We start from the raw sequence: 12,389 nt of genomic DNA, 5'->3' as shown, positions 1-12,389 counted from the left end.
ATAGCTCGCATCGGTCAAAAGTGAACCGATGTAACGAAGAGCAAGAAGTTTGCGAGCACTTCATTTGGAACCGATTCCAAGCGGTCGGGAATGACCGATGAACGGTTGCTTCACGACATCGCCTGCCGACTTGCCACAGCGCATGAAATCGTCGGGCAGCGAGATTTTGCAGTCATATTAGAGAGAGTGTGTGCTCTCTTCCGTTGGGGTGTGCCAATTCGCACGAACGTGCTTTGACAGCCATCCGACGGTTCCCCTCGGCTTACAGGCTTTCTCCGCGGAGCGTGCAGCATCCGGGCCTTGTTTCTGCCACGTCTTGGAGGGGAAGCCAATGAAACACCATGTGCTGCGCAGCTTGCGCAACGGTTCGATGCTGGGGCTGCACTGCGCCCTGGCGGTCCTGCTGGTCGGATGCGGTTCCGGCGACGGAGGAAGCTCCTCTGCCGCCGACCCGAACAGCGCCAGTTCCAGCGATGCCGGTGGCGACCGGTCGCGCGCGATGGCGGTCGGTGACCCGATCGGCATCGCTCTGACGCCCGTCGCGGCCACGGCCAGCGCCTCCGAGCGCGGCGACCTGTCGGCTGCGGCCGCGATCGACCACGACGACAACACCCGCTGGAGCAGCGGCTTCACGGACGACCAGAACCTGACGCTGGACTTCGGCCAGTCGGTCAGCGTCTCCCGCGTGCGCATCAACTGGGAGCGCGCCCACGCCACCAGGTACCTGCTGCAGGTCTCGAGCGACAAGTCGAACTGGGTCACGGTCAAGACCGTCGACAACAGCCAGGGCGGCATCGAAGACTGGACCGGCCTGAGCGGCCAGGGCCGCTACCTGCGCGTGCAGGGCGTCACCCGTTCCAGCCAGTACGGCTATTCGATCTTCGAGATCCAGGCCTACACCGGCACGACCTCGGCGCCGGCCCCGGCTCCCGCGCCTGCACCTGCACCGGCGCCCGCCCCGGCACCTGCGCCGAGCCCGGCCCCTGCGCCGGCTCCCGCGCCGAGCCCGGCTCCGGCACCTGCGCCCGCCCCGAGCCCCGCGCCGGCCCCGTCTCCTGCACCCGCACCGGCACCCGCCCCCGCGCCTGCACCCGATGTCAGCAACCCTGGCGTCGCGATCAAGCCGGTGGCGGCCACGTCGTCGGCGCTGGAGAACGGCGGCATGCCCGCCGCCAACACGATCGACGGCAACATCGGCACGCGCTGGTCGAGCAAGCAGGAAGACGGCGCCTGGATCCAGTGGGACTTCGGCACCAAGAAGCAGATCGGCGCGCTGAAGCTGAGCTGGGAGAACTCCTACGGCAAGGAGTACGCGCTGCAGGTCTCCGACGACGGCCAGACCTGGTCGCAGGTGCGCTACGTCAGCAACGGCAAGGGCGGCACCGAGGGCTTCTACAACCTCGGCATCAACTCGCGCTTCGTGCGCCTGCAGGGCGTGGCACGTGGCACGCAGTACGGCTACTCGCTGTGGGAAGCCGAGTTCAAGACGCCGGGTTCGGACAACACGATGCCGACGGTGGCCACCGCGCCGCTGAAGGCACCGAGCAGCGGCACCGGCATGGCTCCGTTGCCGACCCAGGTCGATCCGGTCGAGACGCTGCAGTTCACGCTGGCCGACGGCACCCTGGTCACGCGCTTCGGCATCCGCGGCCTGGCCCGCCACGCCCGCGAGCGCGGTGAAGACTGGAACGAGATCGGCGAAGGCCCGAACGAGACGGTCGACGCGAACGGCAAACCCGTCGACAAGGGCCCGGGCAACTTCCTGACCTTCGTGCCGAACTACTTCAAGAACCGCACCTGGGGCTTCGAGATCATCGACAACAGCCGGGTCGCCGGCGTGACCGCCCCGACGCTGCGCGTCAACCACTACTTCACGCAGGACCAGTTGCCTGGCGGCGTGGCGTGGTTCCGCGCGTTCGATCGCGTCGGCGTCACCGGCTACGGCTGGATGAACCCGGGCCAGCTGGTCAACGACAAGGTCACGATCTGCCCGCCGGTGGCCTACCCGCCCAATGGCAGGCTGGTCAGCAGCAACATCCTGAACAACGACTGCAGCCTGACCGTCAAGGACTACCCGGGCCACGGCGACATCGGCGCGGACGGCATGCCCAACGGCCGGAACGTGCCCGCACGTCCGCTGGTGGCGGGCGACGTGATCGAGGTCTCGCCGTCGTTCTTCTCGACCAAGGAGGCGATGGCCGCCAAGGGCGACAACGGCGGCATCCGCTACTACGCGGGTGAGTGGACCTACGTGGTCGGCACGGGCCTGCGCCCCTGGTACGGCGTGCAGCCGCGCCTGATGAACGCGCCGCTGCCGGCCGAGACGCTGCAGGGCGGCACCGGTTCGCTCTCGTACGACTACGCCGACAACGGAACCTTCATCTTCCAGCAGCCGCACATCAACGTCGGCATGCAGAACATGCAGCGCTTCGTCGAAGGTCGCCGTGCGATCCACACCAACATGTTCACCGGCGAGCACAACGAGCCGGGCAACGACCGCTTCGATGCGCTGGTGGGCCTGCAGGGGCCGCGCTACAACCAGTCGTCCTGCTTCGCGTGCCACGTGAACAACGGTCGCAGCCCGGCGCCGGCGGCAGTCAACCAGCGCCTGGACACGATGTCGGTGCACACCGCGTCGATCAATGCCCAGGGCCAGCAGGTGCCCGACTCGCGCTACGGCGTGGGCGTGCAGATGAATGCCCGCGGTGCCGACGGCACGCCGCAGGACTGGGGCAACGGCGTGCGCGTCGCGGGCTTCGACACACAGACCGTGAAGCTGGCCGACGGCACGTCGGTGGAGCTGCGCAAGCCCAAGCTGGCCTTCGACGGCCCGACGCCGCAAGTCGTCTCGCTGCGCTCCGCGCAGCCGATGCTGGGGACCGGCCTGCTGGAAGCCATTCCGGAAGCTGACATCCTGGCGCGTGCCCGCACCACGGCAGACGCCGACGGCATCAAGGGCCAGGCGAACTTCGTGTTCGACCCGGAAACCGGTGACGTGCGCCTGGGCCGCTTCGGCTGGAAGGCCGGCAAGTTCAGCCTGCGCCATCAAGCCGCCTCGGCCCTGCTGCAGGACATGTCGGTGACCACGCCGGTGTACCCGAGCCGCGATTGCCTGTCGGGCCTGCCGACCTGCCGCACGAAGAGCGAGCGCGGCCTGGCCGAGACCGACCTGCAGTCGATCTCGCGCTACCTGCAGCTGCTGGCCGTTCCGGCACAGCGCAGCCTGGTGAGCGGGTTCCCGAAGGGCGTGGCACCGCTGTCGGACCTGGACGTCGATCCGGTCAAGGTGGCCAACGGTGCGAAGGTGTTCAAGGCGGCGAACTGCCAGGGTTGCCACACGGTGGACCAGAAGACCGGCTCCGGTCATCCGCTCGCCGAGCTGCGCAACCAGAGCATCAAGCCGTACACCGACCTGCTGCTGCACGACATGGGGCCTGACATGGCCGACAACTATGTCGAAGGCACGGCCGCCGGCAACCTGTGGCGCACCTCGGCCCTGTGGGGCATCGGCTACACCGACCGCGTGATGGGCACGGCGGGCAAGGTCGGCTACCTGCACGACGGCCGCGCCCGCACGCTGACCGAAGCGGTGATGTGGCACGGTGGTGAAGCCACCAACGCCCGCAATCGCTTCGCAGCGCTGTCGACGGCGGATCGCCAGGCACTGCTGGCCTTCCTCGGGTCGCTCTGACGAGACCGTACCGGCCCCCGACCGGGGCCGGCTGACATCGGAAAGCCCCGCGCTCGCGGGGCTTTCTTCTTGGCGGGTCGATAGGCGAATTCCTACCGACAGGCGGGCAACCGGCCGCTGGGTGCGCGAAGCGGCGGCGTTCACCATGAGGGCGTTTCAGCGCGAGCCAGGAGGCCGTCCATGTCCGCAGCTTCGTCCGGTGCCGGCGAATACGTCCGGGCATCGTCGCCGGCTACAACACGCAGGCGGAATCGTCCGAGTTCAAGCAACGCATGGCCGCGCTGAAGCCCGACAACAAGAACACGCTGCCGGTTCGCGATGCGTATCGCCATGTCGCGCCCGATCCGCAAGGCTGGCCGCGCTTGATCGAGAAGGAGAAGGCGATGTACGCAGCCTTCGGTGGATGGACGGCAGCAGAAATGAAATCGCTGCGCGCACCCCTGATGGTGATGTTGGGCGACGCGGACATCGTTCGGCTGGAGCACGCCATCGAGTAGTTCAGGATGGTGCCGACCGGCCGGCTGGCGGTGCTGCCCGGCAGCGACCATTCCGCGCCGGTGGCGCATCGCGAGTGGGTCTGCGCCATGCTCACCGACTTTCTGCGGGCGCCCGACCGCTAGAACGAAGTCGCTCAGGCGCTGACGTCGAGAACCATCATCAAGCCGCCGCCGCCGTCCTGCTCGACGTTGTTGTTCGTCGTGTGATGCGGGATGTGGCAATGGACCAGCCACTTCCCGGGCTTCGCCGCCTTCCAGATGACGTCGTAGCGCTGCCCCGGGCCCACGTTGACGGTGTCCGCCTGGAAGCGCGCGCTTCCGGGCAGCACGTTCCCGTCGCGCGCGACCACGGTGAACGGACCGCCGTGCACATGCATCGGGTGCACGAAATTGTTGTTGCTCCCGACGAAGCGCAGCTTGATGGTCTCGCCGACCTTCATCTTCACGCTGTCCGTCGCCGGGAAGGCCTTGCCGTTGATGGTGAAGTAGTTCGGCATGCCGCCTTCCATCTGCATGGCCGGGTAGGTGAGGCCTTCGCGCTTGAGCCATTCCTGCAGCTGGATGACGTACTCGTGGTCGGCCGTCGGCTCCAGCACGGGCGGCTTCGGGTCGATGATGAGCGCGCCGTACAGGCCGAGGGCCTGCTGCCGGTCGACCTTGTCGTGCGAGTGATAGAAGTAGGTGCCCGACTGTTCGGTCGTGAACTCGTAGGTGTGGCTCTCCCCGGTCTTGACGGGGCGCTGGACGATCCTGGCCGGCCCGTCCATGTCGTTCGGCACGATGAGGCCGTGCCAGTGCACGGTGGTCGTTTCCGGCAGGTGGTTCGTGACCCGGATGCGAACGCGGTCGCCTTCGGTCACCCGCAGCCGGGGGCCGGGAATCTGGTGGTTGAAGGCGTAGCCCTCCACCTGCACGTCGGGCAGGATGTTCCAGCGCACGACGCTTGCGTCCAGCTCGAAGACCTTGACGCCGCCCTCGAGCCTCGGTGCGAGCACCTGGTCGCCCTGGGCCGCCGGTGGTGCCGTGAAGCTCACCTGCCGCGGGTGGACGGCGGACATGTCGCGCATCGCCTCCGCGGGGGTGTCCCAGCCCATCACCATGCCCGGCGGCATGATGGCCCCGCCGACGTCGCGGGCGGAAAGCCGCATGTTCACGAACAGCGAAGGGAAGGTCATCCCCGCCAGCAGCATCAGGCCGGTGGCCAGGGTCACGGCGGCCAGCTGCGGGCGCGTCACCTGTGGAATCGCCTGCGGCGACATCGGATGGTGGCCGGCATGCGGCGCGGGGGCCGGGCGCTCTGCTTCTCCGGCGCGCGGCTGCCCGTGCGAGCGCCGCTCGGTCATCAGCCCGTGCTTCATCCGGCGTGAAACCATCCAGACGTTGACCGGGTACGCGACCGCGAACCCCGCTGCGACGCCGAAGGACATCACGCCCCAGAACAGCAGTTCGGTGGGCTCCATCGCACGCATGTCGCGACCCATCATCAGCAGCGTCATGACGGGGGCCATGCCGGCCATCATCGCGTTCATGCTGATGAACTCGGGCATGAACGACTTCCTGACGTTCTGCCAGTACGCGCCGCCCATCATGTTCTTCATGAAGAGCGACTGGAAGATGAAGAGCCCGAAGGCAAAGCCGGCCAGGTATTCGACGATGAGGTCCAACCACATCGGCAACCCCAGCGCCGCCGTGACGACCGCCGCGGCGATGATGCCGGTCGCGTCGCCGGCGACGCAGTGGATGGTCGAGCCGACGCCTTGCTTCCACAGCGGCTTGACGAACTCTTCGTGTTCGCCCGGGCGCGGCTCCTTGTCTGCCATGACGTAGAGCAGCAGGCCGATCGGTCCCAGGTAGAGCGTCACCAGGACGAAGCCCCACTTCATCACGACCGGCTCGGGATTGTTCCGGAACTGGTCCCAGGCGACATAGCCCGTCGAGAGCCCCGCCAGGGTGAACCAGGCGACCAGGAAATAGTCGATGGGTTGAGCGAGCATTCTTCTTCTCCCGCGAGACGCCCACTGTCTGCTTTACCCCGGGGGGAAGGTCAAGCGCAGGCCCCGAAAGCCCCGAGCGCTGTGTGCGTAACGCGGCACGGGCCGTGCGGTGGGGCTTTTTCGTACACTCCGCCCTGCCCATGGCCCGCCTGCTCGTCCTCCTCATCGCGTTGTTCCTGCCGCTCCAGTTCGCCTGGTCGGCGGCATCGGTGTACTGCGAGCACGAGACCGCCGAGCAGCAGGGGATGCACGTCGGCCACCATGTCCATGCCTGCAAGGACGCGAGCGGCAAGAGCGCCGACGGCAAGCAGAAGGCGCATGCGGATTGCGGTGTGTGCCAGGCTGCCGGCGCCTCGGGCCTCGCGACGCAGGCCGATGCGCTCGCCTTCCTGGCCGCATCGACGCTGCCCGTTCCGGTGACCTCATCGCCGTTCTCCTCCGCGCTCGCACGCGCCCCCGACCGCCCGCAGTGGCCTCGTCTCGTCTGACCGGCGAGACGCTCACGCACTTCCTCCAACTGTCCTGACGTTTCGCCGAATCCCTGGTTTCAACCTTGTGAGATTCGATGCGAAAACTCGTGCTGCCGCTCGGGCTGGCGGCGATATGGCTCAGCCCTTTCTTCTTCCATCCGGTGCAGGCCCAGCCTGCGCCGGCCCTGACCCTCGAACAGGCCCAGTCGCTGGCGGCCTCGCGGAACTTCGCGCTCAGTGCCGCGCAGCGTGAGGTCGATGCGCAGGATGGTGCGATGCGCCAGGCGGGCGCGTGGCGCAACCCGGCGTTGAACGCCTCGGTCGAGGACACACGCCGTGCCACGCGCACGACCACCACCACGCTGGACTTCCCGATCGAACTCGGCGGCCAGCGTGCCGCGCGCCGGCAGGCCGCGGAGCGCGGGCGCGAGTTGGCGCAGGCCGAGCTCGGCCATGCCCGCGCGCAACTGCGTGCCGATGTGGTCCGGGCGTTCTTCGCCGTGCTGGTGGCGCAGGAGCGAGGCGCACTCGCCGTGGATTCCGCCGACCTCGCGACGCGCGCGGCCGACGCCATCGCGAAGCGGGTGGCTGCCGGCAAGGTCTCGCCGGTCGACGAAACGCGTGCACGCGTCGACCAGGCGAATGCGCAGCTGGAAGCGGTGGAAGCCACCGCCGAGCTGCGGGCGGCACGCCGGACGCTGGCGGCGCTGTGGGGCGAACCGGAGCTGGCGTACGCCACGGTCCAGGGCGATGTCGAGCTCGTCCCGGTTCGAGCGCCACCGGACGAACTGGCCCGCGCACTCGATGACGCGCCGGGGCTGCTCATCAGCCGGCTCGAGACGGAACGGCGCCGTGCACTCGTCGACGTCGAGCGCAGCAAGGGCGTGCCGGAGCTCACCGTCAGCGTCGGCGCCAAGCGCGACAACGAACTGGGCCGCACGCAGGCGATCGTCGGCATCTCGCTGCCGCTGCCGCTCTTCGACCGCAACCAGGGCGCGACGCACGAAGCGGCCCGGCGCGCCGAGAAGGCGGGTGACGAGTACCAGGCCGCGCGCATCCGGGCCCTCACCGAGCTGCAGCAGGCCTCGAACCAGCTGGCCGTCGCGCGCACGTCGGCCGAAACGCTGAAGTCGACCGTGCTGCCCGCGGCGCGCCGGGCCTATGACGCTGCGGCCCAGGGCTTCGAGGCCGGCAAGTTCGGCTTCCTCGACGTCATCGACGCGCAGCGTTCGCTGCTGCAGGCACGTGCCCGCTACCTGGGCGCGCTGTCGACCTCCCACCAGGCCGCCTCGGCCATCGACCGCCTGCTCGGTCGCTGAACCCCACACCCCATCGAACACCATGGCAATCAGCAAGCAACAACGCATCGCGATGGCGCTCATCGTGCTCGCCGGCCTCGGGGGCGGCGGGGCCGTCCTGATGACGGAACGCGCGAAGACCGGCGGCGAGGAAGCCGGGCACGCCGACGATCACGAAGAGGCGGGCCACGAAGAGACGGGCCACCAAGAGAAGGGCCACGCCGAGAAGGACGCGCACGAGCGCGAGGTCAAGCTGACGGACGAGCAACTGAAGGCCGCCGGCATCACGCTGCAGGCGGCCGGTCCGGCCACGCTCCAGGTGAGCGCCCCGTTCCCGGGCGAGATCCGCTTCGACGAGGACCGCACGACCCACGTCGTGCCGCGCGTGGCCGGGGTCGCCGAGGCGGTGAACGTCCAGCTCGGCCAGGTTGTGCAGAAGGGCCAGGTGCTGGCCGTCGTCGCGAGCACCGCGCTTGCCGAGCAACGCAGCGAGCTGCTCGTCGCACAGCAGCGCCGCGACGCCGCGCGCGCCACCCACGAGCGCGAGAAGAAACTCCGGGACGACAGGATCTCTGCCGAGCAGGACTACCAGCAGGCCCGCAGTGCGCTGGACGAAGCCGACATCGCCGTGCGGAATGCAGCGCAGAAGCTGGCCGCGGTCGGCGCGAGCGCGTCGTCGTCAGGCCTGAACCGCTTCGAGATTCGCGCGCCGTTCGCCGGCACCGTCGTCGAGAAGCACCTGAGCCTCGGCGAGGCGGTCAAGGAAGACGCCAGCATCTTCACGGTGTCGGACCTCGGCAGCGTCTGGGCCGAGTTCGCCGTCGCGCCGAAGGACCTGGAGACGGTCCGCGTCGGGCAGCGCGTCGTCGTCTCGTCGACCGCGTTCGACAGCCGCGTCGAAGGCCGCATCGCCTACGTCGGCGCGTTGCTCGGCGAGCAGACCCGCACGGCCCGCGCGCGCGTGACCGTGGCCAACCCGAAGGGCGCCTGGCGGCCCGGCCTCTTCGTGACGGTGTCGGTGCGGGGCGAGGACCAGGCCGTGCCGCTCGCCGTCAGCGCCGAGGCGCTGCAGACCCTCGGCGACGAGACGGTGGTGTTCACGGTCGTGCCCGGCGGCTTCATCGCGACGCCGGTGAAGACCGGCCGCTCCGATGGCCGCACGGTCGAGGTGCTCGGCGGCCTGCAGGCGGGCGACAAGGTCGCGTCGTCGAAGACCTTCATCCTGAAATCGGAGCTCGGCAAGGCCGGCGCCGAGCACGGCCACTGAGCGAGGACGAAACATGTTCGAACGCATCATCCGCTTCTGCATCGAGCAGCGCTGGCTCGTCATGCTGGCCGTGCTCGCGATGGCCGGCCTCGGGCTCTACAACGGCATGCGCCTGCCGATCGACGCCGTCGTCGACATCTCCAACGTCCAGGTGGTCGTCAACACCGAGGCGCCGGGCTACTCGCCGCTCGAGACCGAGCAGCGCATCACCTACCCGATCGAGACGGTGATGGCCGGCCTGCCCGGCCTGGCGCAGACGCGCTCGCTGTCGCGCTATGGCCTCTCGCAGGTCACCGTGATCTTCGAGGACGGCACCGACATCCACTTCGCCCGCCAGCTCGTCAACCAGCGGGTCCAGGAGGCGCGCGACCGCCTGCCCGCGGGCATCACGCCGCAGATGGGGCCGATCTCGACCGGCCTCGGCGAGATCTACCTGTGGACCGTCGAGGCGACCGAAGGCGCCAGAAAGCCCGACGGCACGCCCTACACGCCGGCCGACCTGCGCGAGATCCAGGACTGGGTCATCAAGCCGCAGCTGCGCAACGTCAGGGGCGTCACCGAGATCAACTCGATCGGCGGCTTCGAGAAGCAAGTCGTCGTCGCGCCGGACCTCGAACGGCTGGGCGCGCACGGCCTGAGCCTGGCGAACGTGGTCGAGGCGCTCGAGAGGAACAACGCGAACCAGGGCGCCGGCTACATCGAGCGCCGCGGCGAGCAGTACCTGGTGCGCGCGCCCGGGCAGGTGACCTCGATCGGGGAGATCGGCGACATCATCGTCGGCACCGCGCAAGGCCAGCCGATCCGCGTGCGCGACGTCGCGCAGGTCGAACCCGGCCGCGCGCTGCGCACCGGCGCCGCCACCGAGAACGGCCGGGAGGTCGTGCTCGGCACGGTGTTCATGCTGATGGGCGAGAACAGCCGCACCGTCTCGCGCGCGGTCGACCGGCAGATGGCGGCCATCAACAAGACGCTGCCGCCGGGCGTGCAGGCGGTGACGGTCTACGACCGCACGGTGCTGGTGGACAAGGCGATCCGCACCGTCGAGAAGAACCTGCTCGAGGGCGCGCTGCTCGTCATCGCGGTGCTGTTCGCGTTCCTCGGTAACCTGCGGGCGGCGCTGATCACCGCGATGGTGATCCCGCTGGCGATGCTGTTCACCTTCTCCGGCATGGTGGCCTTCGGCATCAGCGCCAACCTGATGAGCCTGGGCGCGCTCGACTTCGGGATCATCGTCGACGGCGCGGTCGTGATCCTCGAAGGCGCGGTGCGGCGGCTCGCGCATGCCCAGGCGCAGCGCGGCCGGCCGCTGACCCGCAGCGAGCGCTTCCACGAGGTCTTCGCGGCGGCCGGGGAGTCGCGGCGGCCGCTGCTGTTCGGACAGCTCATCATCATGGTGGTCTACGTGCCGGTGCTCGCGCTGAGCGGCGTCGAGGGGAAGATGTTCCACCCGATGGCCTTCACGGTGCTGCTGGCGCTGTTCGGCGCGATGGTGTTGTCGGTGACTTTCGTGCCGGCCGCGATTGCGCTGTTCATCGGCGACAAGGTGGCCGAGAAGGAGAACGCGCTGATGGCCTGGGCCCGGCGGCGCTACGAGCCGGCGCTGGCCGCGACCTTCCGCCATGCGCCGGTCGTGCTGACGGCGGCTGCGGTGTCGGTCGCCTTCTCGGTCGCGGTGGCCAGCCGCCTCGGCAGCGAGTTCGTGCCCAACCTCGACGAAGGCGACTTCGCGGTCCAGGCGCTGCGCATCCCCGGCACGAGCCTGACGCAGTCGGTCGAGATGCAGCAGCAGCTCGAGACCCGGCTGAAGGCGCGCTTCCCGGAGATCGAGCGCATCTTCGCGCGCACCGGCACCGCCGAGATCGCGGCCGACCCGATGCCGCCCAACATCTCGGACGGCTACATCATGCTGAAGCCGGTCGACCAGTGGCCGCAGCCGCGCAAGACGCGGGAGGCGTTGCTGGCGGCGATCCGCGACGAAGCGGCCCAGGTGCCGGGCAGCAACCACGAGTTATCGCAACCCATCCAGCTGCGCTTCAACGAGCTGATCTCGGGTGTGCGCTCCGACGTGGCGGTGAAGGTGTTCGGCGACGACAGCGAGGTGCTCGACAAGACCGCCGCCGAGATCGCCGAAGCGCTGCAGCGGGTGCCCGGCGCGACCGAGGTGAAGGTCGAGCAGACAGGCGGCCTGCCGGTGCTGACGGTCAACGTCGACCGCGGCAAGGCCGCGCGCCACGGCCTCAACATGAACGAGGTGCAGGAGACGGTGGCCACGGCCATCGGCGGGCGCGGGGCCGGCACCTTCTTCCAGGGCGACCGCCGCTTCGACATCGTCGTGCGGCTGCCGGAGGCGGTGCGGCAGGACGTCGACGCGCTGCGCCGCCTGCCGATCGCGCTGCCCCGGGGCGCCGGGCCGGCCGCGTACGTGCCACTGGGCGAGCTGGCGAGCCTGGAGCTCGCGCCCGGGCCGAACCAGGTGTCGCGCGAGAACGGCAAGCGCCGCGTCGTGGTCAGCGCGAACGTCACCGGGCGCGACCTGGGGTCGTTCGTGGCCGACGCGCAGGCGGCCATCGCCAAGGTGGCCGTGCCCAGCGGCTACTGGACGGCGTGGGGCGGAACCTTCGAGCAGCTGCAGTCGGCGGCGCAGCGGCTGCAGTGGGTGGTGCCGCTCGCGCTGGCGATGGTGTTCGTGCTGCTGTTCACCATGTTCGGCAACGCCCGCGACGGCCTGCTGGTGTTCACCGGCATTCCGTTCGCGCTGACGGGCGGCGTGCTGTCGCTGTGGGCGCGCGGGATCCCGCTGTCCATCTCGGCGGCGGTCGGGTTCATCGCGCTGTCGGGCGTCGCGGTGCTGAACGGGCTGGTGATGCTGTCGTGCATCCGCGGGCTGCGCGAGCAGGGCGCGAGCCTCGATGCGGCCATCCAGGACGGCGCGCTGACGCGCTTGCGGCCGGTGCTGATGACCGCGCTGGTGGCGTCGCTGGGCTTCATCCCGATGGCGCTCGCGACCGGCACCGGCGCCGAGGTGCAGCGGCCGCTCGCCACGGTCGTGATCGGCGGGATCCTGTCGTCGACGCTGTTGACCTTGCTGGTGTTGCCGGTGCTGTACCGCTGGGCGCATCGTCGCGACGACGACGAGGCGTGATTTGACCGACGAGTCACGGTCAGTGGTAGC

Annotated in this window: 7 protein-coding genes; 6 read left to right on the top strand and 1 reads right to left on the bottom strand. The window is 69.3% G+C overall.

The window, feature by feature from the left end; all coding sequences use genetic code 11:
- Positions 1-331: 331 nt before the first annotated feature.
- Both ACXJLU_RS11195 and ACXJLU_RS11190 read left to right on the top strand, forming a co-directional pair.
- On the top strand, positions 332-3,691 hold the full coding sequence (locus ACXJLU_RS11195) for a di-heme oxidoredictase family protein (RefSeq protein WP_457330823.1): 3,360 nt from the start codon (positions 332-334) through the stop codon (positions 3,689-3,691).
- Positions 3,692-3,963: 272 nt separating this feature from the next.
- A complete protein-coding gene (locus ACXJLU_RS11190) occupies positions 3,964-4,188 on the top strand; it encodes a hypothetical protein (RefSeq protein WP_457330821.1) in 225 nt (74 codons plus the stop codon).
- Between the two features lie 134 nt (positions 4,189-4,322).
- Here the strand turns inward: ACXJLU_RS11190 and ACXJLU_RS11185 are convergent, their stop codons facing one another.
- Positions 4,323-6,182 carry a multicopper oxidase domain-containing protein gene (locus ACXJLU_RS11185; RefSeq protein ID WP_457330819.1) on the bottom strand — a complete coding sequence of 620 codons (1,860 nt, stop codon included), beginning with the start codon at positions 6,180-6,182 and terminating at the stop codon, positions 4,323-4,325.
- Between the two features lie 140 nt (positions 6,183-6,322).
- Between ACXJLU_RS11185 and czcI the strand changes: the two genes are divergently transcribed.
- From czcI to ACXJLU_RS11165, 4 genes are all read left to right on the top strand, one after another.
- A complete protein-coding gene (gene czcI, locus ACXJLU_RS11180) occupies positions 6,323-6,670 on the top strand; it encodes a cation efflux protein, CzcI family (protein ID WP_457330817.1) in 348 nt (115 codons plus the stop codon).
- A gap of 77 nt (positions 6,671-6,747) precedes the next feature.
- Complete coding sequence (locus ACXJLU_RS11175; RefSeq protein ID WP_457330815.1) at positions 6,748-7,971, top strand: TolC family protein; 1,224 nt, start codon at positions 6,748-6,750, stop codon at positions 7,969-7,971.
- A gap of 22 nt (positions 7,972-7,993) precedes the next feature.
- Positions 7,994-9,217: an efflux RND transporter periplasmic adaptor subunit gene (locus ACXJLU_RS11170; RefSeq protein ID WP_457330813.1), complete on the top strand. Its 1,224-nt coding sequence runs from the start codon at positions 7,994-7,996 to the stop codon at positions 9,215-9,217.
- 13 nt (positions 9,218-9,230) lie between these two features.
- Complete coding sequence (locus ACXJLU_RS11165) at positions 9,231-12,359, top strand: CusA/CzcA family heavy metal efflux RND transporter (protein ID WP_457330811.1); 3,129 nt, start codon at positions 9,231-9,233, stop codon at positions 12,357-12,359.
- Positions 12,360-12,389 lie beyond the last annotated feature (30 nt).

The sequence above is a fragment of the Rhizobacter sp. P5_C2 genome (assembly GCF_054049715.1).
Note: the sequence above shows the minus strand (reverse complement) of the source record. Positions and strands in the feature narration are given on the sequence as shown.